Genomic DNA, 16,555 nt, shown 5'->3' with positions numbered 1-16,555 from the left:
CGGTGCAAATAAGTTGATGCGAGTATAGGAACTTCAACTTAACGGGAAGCTGAGCTCAATATTACAGTTTTGATACCTGGCTATTTGTGAACAGATGTTAGTTAACGGCAAACGAATGTAAGGGCTCACAGTGCAACCAGTGGATACTCGGCAATCAAGCGAACTTCCTCCAGGTCTGACTCGAACGCACTGGAGCGCACCGTGGCCTGGCGTAAACGCAAGGACAAATCCTTGAGGCTGCCACTTTGCACCACGTACTTGGCCTCGATATCCCGCTCCCATCGGCGTTGATCGGTCAGCGGGTTACCGGCTGCATCGCGGCGCATGTACACCGCGTTGGCATTGCTGTAGTCGGCGCCGGTGCCTTTGGCGTAGCGGGTCATGAATGAGAGGCCGGGAATGCCGAAGGCCTGCATGTCGAGGTCGTAGCGGGCCATCCATGAGCGCTCCTTGGGCGAGTTGAAGTCGCTGTACTGGATCGAGTTATTGAGGAAGATCGAGTCCGACTGGCGCAGGTAGTCGAAGTCGTCATTGCCATTGTTGCGCTGGTGCGAGAGGGCCAGGCTGTGGGCGCCGACCTTGACCCCGAGCCTGGCGCTCCAGATGTTGTTGTTGAATTCGCCCAGCAGTTTTTTGCCTTCGTCCACGGCCTTGTAATAGTTCATGTCACCGAACAAGGACACGTTTTCACTCAATGGGTAACTGGCGTTGGTGCCGACGTAGTACTGGTCCCAGGCGTCCTTCAGGCGGCTGCTGTACGCACTGACACTGAGGTGTTTGTTCACCGCGTATTCGCCGCCGAAATAGCCGATCCAGGGCGAGTCGACCTTACCTGCATAGAAGGTCGCAAAGCCCTTGTTCATGCCGCTTTCACTCGGCTGGCTCATGCCGCTCAAGCGCCCGCCTTGCAGGCTCAGGCCCTCAAAGCTGGTGTTGTGAGCGGTGACGCCGCGAAAGCTTTCCGGCAACAGGCGCGAATCGCCAGCGGCCACCACCGGCGTGGCGGGGAACACATCGCCAGCTTTTATCACCGTATCCAGCACCCGTAGTTTCGCCGCGCCGCCGAATTTGCTGTAGCTGCTTTCGGGGTGGTTGTCGCTGTCTACCGGCAGCACGCCGAACGACCCCTTGCCGCCGCTGCGACCGGTGCCCGAGTCGAGCTTGAGGCCGTACATGACGAACGCATCCAGGCCGAAGCCAACGGTGCCTTGGGTAAACCCGGATTCGAATTTGCCGATCAAGCCCTGCGCCAGGGCTTCAGAGTAACCGTTGCCGGTAGGGCTGGACTGGCCCTTGCGGTCATCGCGGTTGAAGTAAAACGTGCGCGCCAGCACGTTCACGCTGCTGCCTTCGATAAAACCTTCGGGCTTGTCCTCTAAGGCCACGGCCGCCAGGGGCAGTGCGGCGAGCAAGGAAAAGGGAAGGATGTAGTAAGTCATGCGCATGGTTCGCTCCTGGGTAGTGGCAGTTTTCAGCTTCTTATAGAGGCGGGCGTTCTTATTGATCTGGCCCGGGCCGATAGTTGCAAACCGTGGATAACGAACTCATGGCGTGAACATTACAATTCTGGAAACTCACGGCCACCTAACAAATAAGTAATGTTTTGGTGAACATTGCGTCAGGGTTGGTTGATTAATCTCGTCACTGAACTTTTCTGACGAGGAACTAATGATGAACGCTTATAAAGTTGCCCTGGGTGTATTGGTCGCGGTCCTGTCTTTTGGCGCGTTGGCCGAAGGCGGCGGGGACCGCACCTTTGCCCTGATGATGGAGCGCAATGAAAAAGCCATGGCTGCTTACGCCGAAAAGAAGGGCAAGCCCGCACCCGAGGTGCAGGCCTACCGCTATGGCATGAAGCTGGACATTGAGAGGGTGGTCAACGTAACGCCGCCGATCCGCTCCTGCGAAGCGGTGCCGTCACGCATGACCTATGAAGACTCCACCGGCAAGCTCAATACCCTGGAATACCAAGTGATGGGTGTGTGTCGAAACAACGGCGGTTAATGGATCCAAAAAAAGACAGCTGGCTGCGGCGAAAAAAACGCTTCAGAAAACGCCCGCAGCGCCGATGCAGGTCAGATACACCTCACCCAATGCCATCGGTGCCTCATGTTCAATACCCGCCTGAAGCAAGAGCTGTCTGCTCTTCGCGAAGAATTGTCGAGCTTGCAGCAGGTCAAGGAGAGCCTGGAAAGTGAAATGCTGTGCCTGACGCTGGATGCCGACGGCCGGGTGGAGTGGGCCAATGCCAACTTCCTGCAAGAACTGATTTACCAGGCCAGCAACATCGTGGGGCGTCTCATTGATGAGCTGGTGCCGCCGCATGTGCGCCAGGACGAATTCCAGCTGCGCTTTAAAAATGCCCTGGTGCGCGGCGAACACTTCGCCGGCACCGTACGCCTGATGCGTGGCAACGGCAAGGAAGCGTGGCTGCGCTCGATTGTGCAGCCGGTGCGCAACTCGGAGGGGCGCATCAAGCATTTTTCGATTTACTCAAGCGACCTCACCCGCACCATCGAGGCGTCGCGCGAGCATGAAAACCTGATCACCGCGCTGGTGCGTTCCACGGCGGTGATCGAATTCGACCTCGACGGGCATGTACTTACGGCCAACGATCGCTTTCTCGGCGGCATGGGTTACAGCCTGGCGCAGATCCAGGGCAAACATCACCGCATGTTCTGCGAACCGCAGGAGTACAACAGTGCCCAATACCAACAGTTCTGGAAGCGCCTGAACGCCGGTGAATTTGTTGCGGCACGCTTCAAACGGGTCGACAGCCATGGCCGCACGGTTTGGCTGGAAGCCACGTACAACCCGGTGCTGGACGCCAATGACCGCCTGTACAAAGTGGTCAAGTTCGCCACGGTGATTACCGATCAGGTCAATCAGGAACAAGCCGTGGCCGAGGCTGCCAATATCGCCTACAGCACCTCGCTGCAAACCGACAACAGCGCCCAGCGCGGCACCACCGTGGTAACCCAGGCGGTGGATGTGATGCGTGATCTGGCCAAGCATATGCAACAGGCCGGTGACGGCATCGAGGCGCTGAATGCCCAATCCCAAGTGATCGGCACTATCGTCAAGACCATCAGCGGTATCGCCGAACAGACCAACCTGCTGGCGCTCAACGCAGCCATTGAAGCGGCACGTGCCGGTGAACAGGGCCGTGGCTTTGCGGTGGTGGCCGATGAGGTACGTCAGTTGGCCTCGCGTACCAGCAAAGCCACGGAAGAGATTGTCGGCGTAGTCCGCCAGAACCAGGACATGGCCCGCGATGCAGTGACCTTGATGAACGATGGCCGCCTGCAGGCCGAACAAGGCCTGGCCCTGGCGGCCGAGGCGGGCACGGTGATCGTGGAGATCCAGGACGGTGCGCAAAAAGTCGTCAGCGCGGTGGGCCAGTTCGCCAATCAGCTGTCGAGCTGACCCGTAGGGCGTGTGCTTGAGGTATCGTAGGTTTTTTCTTGCTTGAAGAGCCGACCCTCCATGAGCCCGACCCACCGTCGCCCCGTTCCGCTGTCCAAGGCCTACCGCTTGCTCAACCACGGCCCGACTGTGCTGGTCAGCGCAGCCCACGATGGCAAACGCAACATCATGGCCGCCGCCTGGGCGATGCCGCTGGATTTTGAACCGCCCAAAGTCGCCGTGGTGTTGGACAAGTCCACCTGGACCCGGCAACTGCTGGAAGGCGCCGGCACGTTTGTGTTGCAAGTACCCTGTGTGGCGCAGGCCGATCTGGTGCAGACGGTCGGCAATACCAGCGGTTCCGAGACCGACAAGTTCGCCGCCTACGGCCTGCACACCTTCAGTGGCGAGCACACCCAGGCGCCGCTGCTGGAAGGCTGCGTGGCCTGGCTGGAGTGCCGCTTGCTGCCCGAGCCGCACAACCAGCAGACCTACGACCTGTTTCTCGGCGAAGTGATCGGCGCCTATGCCGACGAGCGCGTGTTCAGCGACGGGCATTGGCACTTCGAAGGGCATGACGAATTGCGCACCTTGCACCATATCGCCGGCGGACATTTCCTCAGCATCGGTGCGCCGGTTGTCGGGCGCCAGCTGTAAGCCACGGCTGCAGCGTGCTGCAGGCCGGGTGAGTGTTTTTGCCGGCGACCCCGCATTGTGGGAGCTGGCTTGCCTGCGATAGCGTGTGTCAGGCACCCAATATATTGACTGATGCACCGCCATCGCAGGCAAGCCAGCTCCCACAGGTTTAATCGCATTTCAGGTGGGCCAATCAGCGCCCTAGCATCTTCACCCATCGCGACGGCGGCATGCCGTAGGTGCTGCGAAATTGCCGGGTCATATGGCTCTGGTCGGTGAAACCTGCGGTCAGCGCCGCGTCCACCAGCGATTGGCCCTGGGCCAGCAAGCTGCGCACCAAGTCCAGCCGGCGCATGGTCAGGTAGCGGTAGGGGCTGGTGCCGAACAACAAACGAAAGTCTCGCGACAGCGCCCAGCGATCGCGACCGCAGTGGTCGGCCATTTCATCCAGGGTGATGCTGCGGCCCAGGGCGCTGTGGATAAACTCGCGGGCGCGCTCGGCAGCCACATAATCGAACGACTTGCGGCTGATGATCGCGCCGGATGCCGCGTTCAGCGCGTGGGCCAGGTCGAACAGGGCGTCCTGTTCCTGCATCGGGTCAACCGGGCAGTCGAGGTTTTGCAGCAACACTTCGCTGGCGCGGAAAAGGCGTGGGTCAGTCGACAAACCGTTGTGGATAAACGGCAATGGCCGACCACCGAGAATCTGCTGGATCAGCGCCGGCTCCACATAAATCATCCGGTACTTGAACCCCTCCACGCTGCTGGCGCGGCCGTCATGGGATTCATCGGGGTGAATCACCATGGTCCTGCCCGGCAGGCTATGGGTCATGCAGCCACGGTAGTGGTAGCTTTGCACGCCAAACAAGGTGCGGCCGATGGCGTAGGTGTCGTGGCGATGCGGGTCAAACGCAAAGCCTGCAAAGTACGCCTCGATACGGTCCAGGCCGCTGGCGTGCGGGGCGCGGTGCAGCCAGTCGAGGGTGGAAGTGGGTTGGCCCATGATGACTTGTCACATGTAGAGGTGGAAACACGTTAACCGAGTCTGCATCGGTTGTCTGCCGAGGTCTTGTACGATTGTGCAGGCGTTGGGCTAGGCCTATGATCCGGGTTCGTGTACTGCGCTGACGGAGCTGCCCATGGACGTTATCAACCCTGCCTATGTGGCCCCGCTGGTCTCGCTGGCGCTGCTGTGGACGGTCGCTGTTGTAACGCCTGGGCCGAACTTTTTCAACACCGCGCAGTTGGCTGCCAGTTGCTCCAGGCGCCATGGCGTTGTAGCGTCGGCGGGTGTAGCCAGCGGCACGATCATTTGGGGCTTGGCGGGCGGCTTGGGCATCAAGTCGCTGTTTACCGCCGCGCCGATGCTCTACCTCGCATTCAAGATCATCGGCGGTTGCTACCTGATCTACCTTGGGCTCAAGTTATTCAAACGCTCGGCACCGGCGGCAGGCCAGACGGTTCTCCCCGACGCACCGCGCCGCTCATTGTTCTCTGCCTGGCGGTTCGGTTTACTGGGCAACTTGTCCAACCCCAAGGCTGCGCTGTTCGTCGCGACGGCCTTTGCCTCGACCATGCCGCCATCTCCTTCGCCCGCGCTGCTTACCCTGGCCGTCATCACCATGGCCACCTTGTCGTTCAGTTGGTATTCCAGTGTTGCCCTGGTGTTTTCCAGCGAGCGCATGGCCAGCCTTTACGCGCGTTCACGCAAATGGCTCGACCGCTTTGCCGGTGGTTGCTACCTGCTGTTCGGCGCACATCTGGTAGCGAATCGCTGACCGCTCATGGTAAGAAGCCTTACTTTCAACAGTGAGGCCGGGTCATGAGCAAGGTGCGTGTAGGTATTATTTTTGGTGGCCGTTCGGCCGAGCACGAAGTCTCGTTGCAGTCGGCGCGCAATATCGTCGATGCGCTGGACCGTTCGCGCTTTGAGCCGGTCTTGATCGGCATCGACAAGGCCGGCCACTGGCACCTCAACGACACGTCGAACTTTCTGATCAACCAGGAAAACCCGGCGCTCATCGCTCTTAACCAATCCAACCGTGAACTTGCAGTGGTGCCGGGCAAGGCCAACCAGCAAGTGGTGGAAACCTCCGGTCAGGGCCTGCTGGAACATATCGACGTGATCTTCCCCATCGTCCACGGCACCCTCGGCGAAGACGGCTGCCTGCAAGGCCTGCTGCGCATGGCCGACCTGCCTTTCGTCGGCTCCGACGTGCTGGGTTCGGCGGTCTGCATGGACAAAGACATCAGCAAGCGTCTGCTGCGCGATGCCGGTATTGCTGTCACACCGTTTATCACCCTGACTCGCCGCAACGCGGCGCGTACCTCGTTTGAAGCGGCTGTGAACAAGCTCGGTTTGCCGATGTTCGTCAAACCCGCCAACCAGGGTTCTTCGGTGGGTGTGAGTAAGGTTGGCAACGAGGTCGAGTACCACGCTGCTGTTGAACTGGCCTTGGGCTTCGATGAAAAAGTGCTGGTGGAGTCCGCGGTCCAGGGCCGTGAAATCGAATGCGCCGTATTGGGCAACGACAACCCCATCGCCAGTGGCTGTGGCGAGATTGTGGTGAGCAATGGCTTCTATTCCTACGACAGCAAATACATCGACGGCCAGGCAGCCCAAGTGGTGGTGCCGGCCGATATCAGCGTCGAAGCCAGCGAGCGCATTCGCCACCTCGCCATTGAGGCGTTTGAAGTGCTGGGCTGCGCCGGCCTGGCGCGGGTTGATGTGTTCCTCACCGATGACGGTGAAGTGCTGATCAACGAGATCAACTCACTGCCAGGCTTCACACGTATCAGCATGTACCCGAAGCTGTGGCAGGCGGCGGGGATGAGTTACAGCGAGTTGGTGAGCCGGTTGATCGAGCTGGCGCTGGAGCGGCATGCCGGGCGTAAGGGGCTTAAGATCAGCCGATGAAATGACTCGAGTAACATGTGGCCTCTGTGGCGAGGGAGCTTGCTCCCGTTGGGGCGCGAAGCGGCCCCAAAACCAGACAGCACGGTTCTACCTTGAAATAACGTAGTGGCTAAATTGGGGCTGCTGCGCAGCCCAACGCGGGGCAAGCCCGCTCGCCACAAAAGCGCCCTTGGCACTGATCAGGGGTTGCGAGCAATCCACGAATAGATCAACGTCTTCGCTTCTTCAGGGTGATGCGTGCGCCTGCGATAGCTGGCGAAAGTGGAGGATGTGCAATACGTACACACTTCACTGACTTCGATCTGCTCACGCTTAAGCCCTGCTGCTAACAGCAACATTACCCCGAAGCCGCTCAAATCAAACCAGGCACTTCCCGTTTGCCTGGCATAGGGCGGGGCAATTTCGGGGGGCAGCAATGGCGCCGGTTGTACGAAGCTCCACGGTGCCCGGCCGTCAGGCCACAGATGGCCTTGATCCGCCTGAAACTGCGCAATAAAGTCCTCGCTCACTTCATAGCAGCACGGTTTGATTGACGGCCCGATTGCCACCTGCAACTGCTCCACGGCGATGCCTTTGTCGGCAAATTGCTGCACGGCATTGGCGATGATCCCGCCTTGCAACCCCTTCCAACCGCCATGCACCGCTGCGACCGTCGCACCGTCTTCAGCCGCGATAAGAATGGGCAGGCAATCGGCTGTGATCACCGCAATCGGCTGATGCTCGCGCGTGAACACGCCATCCGCCGCCACGCTGTTGGTTGCCAGCTGCGCCTGCCATTCAATCACCGTCGCGCTGTGTACCTGCTTGCAGATGAACACTGCGTCCGGGCGCTGCGGGTCATTGATCGAGCAAAAACCATGGTCGACGCCGCCAAGGGCGCCGAGGTTATCGGCCTGTTGCACAGCACGCTCTCCGTTCGTAGAACATTCAGTCACCGACCGCTTCGCCTTCACGCCGAGGGTCGGCGCCGCCGCTCAGGGTTACCTTGCCTTGAGCATCGCGCGTGCGAACAATGGCCTGGATGCCGCTGGTCATATCGATTTCGCTCAACGCGTGGCCCTTGTCACGCAGCGCTTGTTTCAACGCAGGGCTGAACAGGCCGGCCTCCAACTCGGTCGCGCCGTTGCGGCTACCAAAGTTGGGCAGGCTGATGGCGGCTTGCGGGTCGAGGTTCCAGTCGAGCATTGCCACCAGGGATTTGCTCACGTATTCGATGATTTGCGAACCGCCCGGTGAACCCACCGTCGCCAGCAGCTCGCCGCTCTTGCGGTCGAACACCAGGGTAGGCGCCATGGCTGAGCGAGGGCGCTTGCCGGGTTCGACGCGGTTGGCCACGGGCTGGCCGTTTTCTTCAGGGAGAAACGAAAAGTCGGTCATCTGGTTGTTGAGCAAAAAGCCCTGAACCATCACGTGGGAGCCGAACGCCGCTTCTACCGTGGTGGTCATCGACACCGCGCCGCCCTGATCATCCACTGCCACCACTTGCGAGGTGGAGATGCGCAGCGGCGAGCGGTCCGGCGCGTAGGCCACCTGGATGCCCGCTGGTGTGCCCGGCTTGGCAATGCCCATGCTGCGTTCGCCAATCAATGTGGCGCGCTGTGCCAGGTAGTTGGGGGCGACAAGGCCCGCGACCGGTACTGGGGTGAAGTCCGAGTCGGCCACATACAGCGCACGGTCGGCAAACGCCAGGCGGCCGGCTTCGGCGATCAGGTGTACGGCTTCGGGCACAGGCTCAAGGCCGGCAGGCGATGCACTCTTCAGCGGTTTCATCGGCGCGATGGCCAGGCGCGGGTCACGGGCCTCCACTGCCTGCAAGGTGCCGAGGATCTGTGCGACGGCTATCCCGCCCGACGACGGCGGCGGCATGCCGCACACCCGGTATTGCTTGTAGTCGGTGCACAACGGCGTGCGTTCCTTGGCGGTGTAGCCCTTAAGGTCAGCCTGCGAGAGGCTGCCCGCATTGCGATTGCCCTGGACCTTGCGCGCGATTTCATCGGCAATCGGCCCGTGGTACAGCGCGTCTGGCCCTTCCTTGGCGATGCGCTTGAACACAGCAGCCAGCGCCGGGTTTTTCAACAGTGTGCCGGTGGCTTTAGGCGAGCCATCGGCGTTCAGAAAGTAAGCCGCCATTTCCGGCGACTGGGGAATGTAGCGGTCGGCCGCAATCAGTGCGTGCAAGCGTGGGGAAATCGCGAAGCCTTGCTCCGACAGCCTGATCGCCGGTTCAAACAACTTGGACCATTGCAGGTGCCCGGTCTTTTGATGCGCCATCTGCAGTGCCCGCAAGACGCCCGGAGTGCCGACCGAACGCCCGCCAATCTGCGCTTCGGGAAACGCCATCGGCGTGCCGTCGGCCTTCAGGAACAAGCGCTCAGTCGCGCCGGCGGGTGCCGTTTCACGGCCGTCATAGGCGTGTACGTTCTTGCCGTCCCACAGCATGATGAACGCGCCGCCGCCGATGCCGGAAGACTGCGGTTCCACCAGGGTCAGCACCGCCTGCATCGCTATCGCGGCGTCAATCGCCGAACCGCCCTGGCGCAACATCTCCCGCCCGGCTTCGGCCGCCAGCGGGTTGGCGGCGGCGGCCATATGGCGTTCGGCGTGGCGGGTGGTGAGGTCGGTGCGGTAACCCGAGCCCAGTTCCGGTGCCGGAGGCTGTTCGTTGACAGGTGTGTGGCAGCCGGCCAGCACCAGGGCTGCGGCAACCATCGACAGTTGACGGCGGGAAATCGTGAACACGCGCTGAACTCCGTTCATTTTGAGAATGATCTGTTGTCCTTGGGCAATCCCTTTTACAGGTAAATCGTGCCTTGCAGGTAGAGTGCTGCATGGCCTGAGATGATCACGCGGTCACCTTTGAGTTCACACCGCAGTTGCCCACGGCGCCTGCCGCCCTGTTCGGCGCTCAACTGCGACTTGCCCAGGCGCTCGGCCCAGAACGGTGCCAGCGAGGTGTGTGCCGAGCCGGTGACCGGGTCTTCATTGACGCCCACATTCGGGCCAAACCAACGGGAAACAAAATCAAAGCGCGTGCTTTTGGCCGTCACTGCTATCCCGCGTTTGGGCAGGCCCTTGAGGCGTGCAAAATCTGGCGTGAGTGCCGCGACCTGGGCTTCGTCATCAACGACAACGATATAGTCATCAGTGGCATACACCTCGGCGTGTTCGAGCCCCAGCGCGCTCAACATGCCGGCTGGCGGCTCGCAACGCTCGGGCTGTTTGGCCGGGAAGTCCATTGCCAGTTCGTCGCCATTGCGCGTCACGCGAAGCTCACCGCTGCGGGTCGCAAAACGCAAGATCTCAGGGGGATTCGGGAGTTTGTGAATCAGCACCCAGGCAGCGGCCAACGTCGCATGGCCACACAGGTCCACTTCGACTTCGGGGGTGAGCCAGCGCAGCTCATACACCTCGCCACGAGGCACGAAAAATGCGGTTTCGGAAAGGTTGTTTTCGGCGGCGATGTGGTGAAGCTGCTCTGTGGGCAACCACTCGGTCAGCGGGCAGACGGCCGCCGGGTTACCACCGAAGACCTGTTGGCTGAACGCGTCGACTTGATAGATATCCAGTTTCATCACAGGTGCTCCATGTAGGGAGGCAGGACACTAGCAGTGGGTTACGTGGAGCGTCAAAGTACAGATCCTCAGTTTTTTTGCGCGCATGTGTCCTGGTCAGCCCAGGCGCAACACCATCGCCCCGACGGCAATAATGCCGGCGGCAATGATGCGAGCCTGCGTTAAATGCTCTTTGAGCACCCACGCCGAAATCACTACGCCAAACAGGATCGAGGTCTCACGCAAGGCCGAAACCGTCGCGATGGGCGCGTGTGTCATCGCCCACAACGCCAGGCCGTATGACGCCACAGTGCCTGCACCCCCGACGGCGCCAAACCTCCAGTTACGGGCGACATAGCGACAGAACGCTGCACGCCGCGCGGCTAAAGCCCACGCGGCGAGCGGGATGCCGGTCAGCAAAAATATCCACAGCGTGTAAGCCGCGGGGGCGCCGGACTTGCGCACGCCAAGGCCATCAATCAGCGTATAGCCGGCTATCACCAAGGCGTTTATCAGCGCGAGCACCAGCCCTTTTTTATGACCGGCCGAGGGCGCTGCGGCCATGCTCAAGATACCCAGGCAGATCACCCCAATGCCAAGCCAGGCAAACGCCGAGAGTGGCTCGTGCAACACCAGCACACTCACCAACGCCACCAGCAGTGGCGCAGTGCCACGCATGATCGGATAGGTCTGGCTCATGTCGGCAATGCGGTAGGTCGAGGCCACCAGTACGAAATACAACACCTGCAAAACCACCGATGCGCCGATGAAGGGCCAGCTTTCTCTGGCCGGTAGCGCCAGAAACGGGATGGCCGCCAGCGCAATCAATGAAGCGGCGGATGCAATCATGCAGGTGGTCAGCAGCTTGTCGACGCCGCCTTTGACCACCGCATTCCACGTGGCGTGAAGGGCGGCGCCCAGCAGGATGATTGCGAATACGCTCAGGCTCATGCGTCACCGTTCGTGGGGTTGATCAGCGACGTCAATACATGGTCCGCCCACACGCCATTGATCTTCAGGTAGGCCCGCGCGTGCCCCTCACGCTCAAAGCCCAACCGCTCAAGCAGGCGTGCGCTGCGTTGGTTTTCTGGCCTGTAGTTGGCCATGATACGGTGCAGTTTCATCTCTGCGAACACATAGTCAATCGCGGCGCTCAGCGCTTGGCGCATCAACCCTTGGCCTTGGGCCGTCTCATCAAGGGCGTAGCCCAGATGGCAGGCCTCGAATGCGCCGCGCACGATGTTGCTGAAGTTGCAGCTGCCGATTATCCGGTCGTCGCGCAGTATCAGCAGATGCAAGGCTTCGCCGCTGGTGGTTTTCTCGGCCATGGCTTCGAGGCGCTGGGTAATGGCGCCGAGTTCGAAGAAGTCATCATCGCGAGTCGGTTCCCAGGGTTGAAGGTAGGCGCGGTTTTGCACCAGGTGCGTTTGCAAGTCTTGAGCGTGACGAGGGTGAGCTGCGTGCAGTGTCAGCCGTTCGGTGGTGATGCCATGGGTGGGGAAGAGGGGGTTCACGTATCGCCTCCTTGTGGTTGGGGGCGAGTATGCCTGAGGGCTTTTCTGCAGGCATAAAAAAACGGCCTACCTTTCGGTAAGCCGTTTTTAGTACTTGGTGGCTACGCAGGGACTTGAACCCCGGACCCCAGCATTATGAATGCTATGCTCTAACCAACTGAGCTACGTAGCCAAGTGGCGCGCATTATTCGCGTAGAACGCATATGCGTCAAGCGTTTATTTTAAAAATTTATCTACGCTTTCAACTGTTTAAACAGAATAAGGCCAAACGGCGACGAGTGGTGTGGCGGATACGGGTATTTCAGCCACGAAGATCCCACATGGGTTTTGCGGTGTTCTGCTGACGGTATTCAACGCGTGATCGCAAGGGTGTGGCGCTGTAAACACTTTGACGATGACCCCCAAGGTGCCATTCGGCGCGGCTTGTGATCCTGTTCTGCGCACGGTAAAGCGTCATTCGGTTGGGCAGATATCCCTGCCGCCCAACGCTTGCCCCCCGGGGCTTGCTTACGGATGCTGCGGTGTGTGGGTGACGCGCTTCAGGTGTTCGCGCGCCCGTGACAGACGTGAGCGAACGGTACCGATGGGGATGTCCAGCACGTCGGCGGTGTCCTGGTAACTGCCATCGGTTTCCAGGGAGGCATATAACGTCTTGCGCATCTCAGCCGGCAAATGATCGATGGCGTTCAAGGTTTTTTCCAGCCGGCGGTTGACCTCGAATTCCCAATCCAGATTCTTGTTTTCTTCCTGGCCGTGCCACAGCGATTCATCGAACTCGCAATGCACCGGTTTGGCATACAGGCGCCGGAAATGGTTGCGGACCAGGTTCTGCGCAATGCCGCACATCCAGGTACTGAGGGTAGCCTGGCCACTGAACCGCTCTCTGTTACGCCATGCCTCCAGGTAGGTCAGTTGCAGGATGTCGTCGGCGTCTTCGGGATTGAGTACGCGTTTATGAATAAAACGCCGGAGTTTTTTTTGCTGGTCGTCCGTCAGTTGGAGCATGAATTGAGGCGAGTCGCCAACGAGCTGCGCTAAAGCTTCAATAGGAATATTCACGATTTTTTCCTCAGGGTAGACGCTATCGAAATAATTTCGACGGGAACCCCTTTAGCACTGGCTGTGCCAAACAAAAAAATCTTATAACTTGCTGATTTATATATATAAATAAATTGAAATAGTGTGATTTTGCGCAGGTACTTGCAAAACGATTGGCGGCTTTGTGCAGGTATTTTCAAAGCGGGGAGTGTGGGTGGTTTTTATGGAACCGTATGGCACCGGGTTGCCACATAGAGACACAAACTCCCTGTCCTGGCATGCCCATGAAAGTCGAATTCAACCCCGATCTGCACAGAATCCAGCGCTTGGACCCATCCGTTTCAGAGAAGGTCGCCACGACCCCATCGCAGGATGCCGCGCCAGGTTTTGATGCGCTCGCGGGCATCTTCAGCCAGGAAGCTGCGGCCCATGGCACTGCGTTGACCCGACGTGCCATTGGGGGGCCTGTCACGCCGGTCGAGCAGCTCGCGCAGTTGTATGATCGACTGGGCCATCCCGCCCAGAAAAGCCTGGCAAAGATGGTCATCGTGGCCAGGCAGTATCTGGAGCGCCAGCTTAGTCTCGAAAAATTGGTGGACCTCACGGGTGGAGACCCTGCACGTACCTATGTCGTGCTTCGTCAGCTTACGGCGCAGGCCGAGGCGCAGGTGCGCCAGACACAATCCGCGTTGACGCGTGATGCGCAAGTCAAGAGCGAGGCAGCGCTGGCTCGGGCAGCGCTGGCGAGGCTGGAGATTCAGTACAAGAGGGAAATACAGGCGGGCCTTAATATTGCCCTGGCGTTGCAGTCAGGCAGTGACGATCCGGCGCAATGCCAGGCGATACGTACGCTCTACTACGCCAATGTGGTCGTGCGCCAATCCCTGGCCAGCATGATGCAGGCGCTTTTGAAAGAGTACGGTGGCGAGCAGTTTACGGTCGGGCTCAACCTCATGCGCCGGGCCCTGGCGGATGATATTGCGGCGTACGTCTCATCGATTCCCACCGCCAAATTGCGCACGCTTTTGTTGGGGTTACAGAGCTGCGGTCAATTGGGCGGGGTACTGTCCAATTGCCAGGACCTGGTTCAGCGTCTGAACGTTGAGCACGACGCCGTTGACCTGTTGCAGCGTCTGTTGGGTTATGCCGGCAATGGCATTGCCCCCTCCGAGGTTCAACTGCTGGCGGATGAATTGGCTGGGGATGCGGCGGCCCGCCAACTGGCCTCTCTCAATGCGCTCTATCCCGTGATCAAAGGTTTGCCTGCGGCCTTATGGCGCGACTCGCGGGGGCGCGAGGAGGCTTTGCATAACTTCCTGCTGGTGATGGATGAGTTCACGCGCCTGGAGAAGGGCCAGATTGAGCCGAGGGCGTTGATGTGACGGTGCTGGCGTTTATCAACCACTGGCTGCTCAAGGTTGCACAACGTGCGGAAGTCCTTGGTGCTGTGGTGGTACTGGCCATCGTCTTTATTTTCATCGTGCCGCTGCCGACCTGGCTGGTGGACATCCTCATTGCGCTCAATATCTGTATTGCCTGCTTGTTGATTGTGCTGGCGTTGTACCTGCCCGGGCCTTTGGCGTTTTCGTCGTTCCCCTCGATCCTGCTGTTGACCACGATGTTTCGCCTGGCACTGTCTATCGCGACCACGCGTTTGATCCTGCTGGAGCAGGACGCCGGCGACATCGTCGAGGCGTTCGGCAACTTTGTGGTCGGTGGCAACCTGGCGGTAGGGTTGGTGATCTTCATGATCCTCACCCTGGTCAACTTCCTGGTCATCACCAAGGGTTCGGAGCGGGTTGCCGAAGTGGCCGCACGCTTCAGCCTGGACGCGATGCCCGGCAAGCAGATGTCCATCGACAGCGACTTGCGTGCGGGACTGATCGACGGCAATCAGGCGCGGGACAAGCGTGACCAGTTGTCCCGCGAGAGTCAGTTGTTCGGGGCCATGGACGGCGCCATGAAGTTCGTCAAGGGTGACGCTGTTGCAGGCCTTGTGATCGTGCTGATCAACCTGTTGGGCGGTTTTTCCACGGGTATGTTCCAGCATGGCATGAGCGCCAGCGAATCCATTGCGTTGTATTCGGTGCTGACCATCGGTGATGGTTTGATTGCGCAAATCCCTGCGCTGCTGATCTCGCTGACGGCGGGCATGATCATCACCCGCGCCGCACCGGATGGGCGCCGGGGCGTGACTAACATGGGCGCAGAAATTGCCCGTCAGATGACCAGCGAACCCAAGAGCTGGATGATTGCGTCAGTGGGCATGCTCGCGTTTGCGGCGTTGCCCGGCATGCCGACCCTGGTATTTATTCTTATCTCACTGATGACCGGCTCCCTGGGCTATTACCTTGCGCGCCAACGTCAACGGCAAGAGGCGCCCGAGGCCGAGGCCACGCAGGCCGTGCGCCCGGAAGAAAACGGTGACGAGGACTTGCGCGGGTTTGACCCGTCGCGCCCCTATCTCTTGCAATTTTCTCCCGTCTTGCGCGGAACGCCTGAGGTGATCGAGCTGGTTCATGGCCTTCGTCAGACGCGTAATGCACTCGTTGCGAATATCGGGCTCACGCTGCCGCCGTTTGAAGTCGAACTCAACGACTCGTTGGCGGACGACGAAATGCGCTTCTGCGTACACGAGGTGCCGATGATCAAGGCCTCGGTTGTCACCAATGTGGCCGTAGAGCGTAAAGCCTTGGCACAGGTGCCTGAGCACGCAATACCAGGCCTGGCTGAACGCGATGAGCAAGATTGGGTGTGGTTGGCGCAGGATGATCCTTTGCTCGATGACCCCCTGCTGGAGCGCTTCAGCGCGACGAGCTTGATCGTCGAACGCATGAAGCAAGCGATGATGCTGTCCGGCCCCCAGTTTCTGGGAATCCAGGAGAGTAAGTCGATCCTCAGTTGGCTTGAACATAACCAGCCGGAATTGGTACAGGAGCTGCAGCGAATCATGCCGCTGTCGCGTTTCTCGGCAGTCCTGCAACGCCTGGCAGGCGAAGGCGTACCGCTGCGTGCTGTGAGGCTGATCGTCGAGTCGCTGATTGAATACGGCCAGCATGAGCGAGAGCCGGACGCGTTGGCGGACTACGCGCGCATTGCGCTTAAAGCGCAGATTTTTCACCAATACAGTGAGGCCGACGGCCTGCATGCCTGGTTGCTGTCCCCACAGACCGAAAACGTGCTGCGCGAATCGCTGCGCCAGACCCAGACCGGGGTGTTTTTCGCCCTTGATAATGACAGCAGTGCTTCACTGATCAACCTGCTCAACCAAGCCTTCGTGGCCCGGCCAAAAAGCAAAAGCGTGATGTTGGTTGCACAGGATTTACGCAGCCCTTTGCGCACTCTTTTGCTCGAAGAATTCAACCATGTACCTGTGATGTCTTTTGCCGAATTGGGGAGCACCTCAAAGGTAAAAGTGTTGGGGCGTTTTGACCTCGGTCAGACTGACCTGATGCGTGGTACTGCGGCATGAGAAGTGCGCCAGTTTCTGCACA

Annotated in this window: 15 protein-coding genes, 1 tRNA gene and 1 pseudogene; 8 read left to right on the top strand and 9 right to left on the bottom strand. The window is 59.7% G+C overall.

All coding sequences use genetic code 11. The features are described from left to right. Positions 1-125 precede the first annotated feature (125 nt). Positions 126-1,445, bottom strand: coding sequence for an OprD family porin (locus AB4P96_RS28225; protein WP_395600331.1), 1,320 nt, complete (start codon positions 1,443-1,445; stop codon positions 126-128). Positions 1,446-1,671: 226 nt separating this feature from the next. Between AB4P96_RS28225 and AB4P96_RS28220 the strand changes: the two genes are divergently transcribed. The 4 genes and pseudogenes from AB4P96_RS28220 (at position 1,672) to AB4P96_RS28205 (ending at position 4,062) form a co-directional block, all read left to right on the top strand. Continuing rightward, positions 1,672-2,004 (top strand): DUF2790 domain-containing protein, encoded by a 333-nt coding sequence (locus AB4P96_RS28220; RefSeq protein ID WP_017137675.1) that lies wholly within the window; start codon positions 1,672-1,674, stop codon positions 2,002-2,004. A gap of 105 nt (positions 2,005-2,109) precedes the next feature. After that, positions 2,110-2,838, top strand: a pseudogene (locus AB4P96_RS28215) (PAS domain-containing protein); the annotation flags it as partial. 156 nt (positions 2,839-2,994) lie between these two features. Continuing rightward, entirely contained in the window at positions 2,995-3,426 is a 432-nt protein-coding gene (locus AB4P96_RS28210) for a methyl-accepting chemotaxis protein (protein WP_370589429.1), read from the top strand. Between the two features lie 60 nt (positions 3,427-3,486). Then, positions 3,487-4,062 (top strand): flavin reductase family protein, encoded by a 576-nt coding sequence (locus tag AB4P96_RS28205; protein ID WP_395600330.1) that lies wholly within the window; start codon positions 3,487-3,489, stop codon positions 4,060-4,062. 172 nt (positions 4,063-4,234) lie between these two features. Here AB4P96_RS28205 and AB4P96_RS28200 read toward each other — a convergent pair whose 3' ends face one another. Continuing rightward, positions 4,235-5,044 carry an AraC family transcriptional regulator gene (locus AB4P96_RS28200; RefSeq protein ID WP_017137672.1) on the bottom strand — a complete coding sequence of 270 codons (810 nt, stop codon included), beginning with the start codon at positions 5,042-5,044 and terminating at the stop codon, positions 4,235-4,237. 136 nt (positions 5,045-5,180) lie between these two features. Between AB4P96_RS28200 and AB4P96_RS28195 the strand changes: the two genes are divergently transcribed. Continuing rightward, a complete protein-coding gene (locus AB4P96_RS28195; RefSeq protein ID WP_017137671.1) occupies positions 5,181-5,819 on the top strand; it encodes a LysE family translocator in 639 nt (212 codons plus the stop codon). A gap of 44 nt (positions 5,820-5,863) precedes the next feature. Further along, a complete protein-coding gene (ddlA, locus tag AB4P96_RS28190) occupies positions 5,864-6,958 on the top strand; it encodes a D-alanine--D-alanine ligase (RefSeq protein WP_138452257.1) in 1,095 nt (364 codons plus the stop codon). A gap of 179 nt (positions 6,959-7,137) precedes the next feature. On the opposite strand, the gene pgeF is transcribed toward ddlA, so the two are convergent. The 7 genes from pgeF to AB4P96_RS28155 form a co-directional block, all read right to left on the bottom strand. Further along, entirely contained in the window at positions 7,138-7,860 is a 723-nt protein-coding gene (gene pgeF / locus AB4P96_RS28185; RefSeq protein ID WP_395600329.1) for a peptidoglycan editing factor PgeF, read from the bottom strand. Positions 7,861-7,885: 25 nt separating this feature from the next. Continuing rightward, positions 7,886-9,715, bottom strand: a complete 1,830-nt coding sequence (gene ggt, locus AB4P96_RS28180) for a gamma-glutamyltransferase (protein ID WP_050547746.1) — start codon at positions 9,713-9,715, stop codon at positions 7,886-7,888. A 35-nt stretch (positions 9,716-9,750) separates the two neighbouring features. Next, positions 9,751-10,530: a PhzF family phenazine biosynthesis protein gene (locus tag AB4P96_RS28175; protein ID WP_017137667.1), complete on the bottom strand. Its 780-nt coding sequence runs from the start codon at positions 10,528-10,530 to the stop codon at positions 9,751-9,753. 96 nt (positions 10,531-10,626) lie between these two features. Beyond that, positions 10,627-11,460, bottom strand: a complete 834-nt coding sequence (locus AB4P96_RS28170; RefSeq protein ID WP_017137666.1) for an EamA family transporter — start codon at positions 11,458-11,460, stop codon at positions 10,627-10,629. Next, positions 11,457-12,023 carry a ribosomal protein S5-alanine N-acetyltransferase gene (gene rimJ, locus AB4P96_RS28165; RefSeq protein ID WP_176991527.1) on the bottom strand — a complete coding sequence of 189 codons (567 nt, stop codon included), beginning with the start codon at positions 12,021-12,023 and terminating at the stop codon, positions 11,457-11,459. The genes AB4P96_RS28170 and rimJ overlap by 4 nt, the downstream gene beginning before the upstream one ends. 95 nt (positions 12,024-12,118) lie before the next feature. After that, positions 12,119-12,195 (bottom strand) — tRNA-Met (locus tag AB4P96_RS28160). A 335-nt stretch (positions 12,196-12,530) separates the two neighbouring features. Next, positions 12,531-13,082, bottom strand: coding sequence for an RNA polymerase sigma factor (locus AB4P96_RS28155; RefSeq protein WP_017137665.1), 552 nt, complete (start codon positions 13,080-13,082; stop codon positions 12,531-12,533). A 263-nt stretch (positions 13,083-13,345) separates the two neighbouring features. On the opposite strand from AB4P96_RS28155, the gene AB4P96_RS28150 reads away from it, so the two are divergent. Continuing rightward, entirely contained in the window at positions 13,346-14,443 is a 1,098-nt protein-coding gene (locus tag AB4P96_RS28150) for a TyeA family type III secretion system gatekeeper subunit (RefSeq protein ID WP_026013748.1), read from the top strand. Then, complete coding sequence (gene sctV / locus AB4P96_RS28145) at positions 14,440-16,533, top strand: type III secretion system export apparatus subunit SctV (protein ID WP_099549211.1); 2,094 nt, start codon at positions 14,440-14,442, stop codon at positions 16,531-16,533. Before AB4P96_RS28150 ends, sctV begins: the two co-directional genes overlap by 4 nt. Positions 16,534-16,555: the final 22 nt, after the last annotated feature.

Origin of the sequence: Pseudomonas sp. B19125 (assembly GCF_044218855.1) — a bacterium.
Taxonomy (GTDB): Bacteria; Pseudomonadota; Gammaproteobacteria; order Pseudomonadales; family Pseudomonadaceae; genus Aquipseudomonas; species Aquipseudomonas edaphica.
This window is presented reverse-complemented; position numbering and strand designations above follow the sequence as displayed.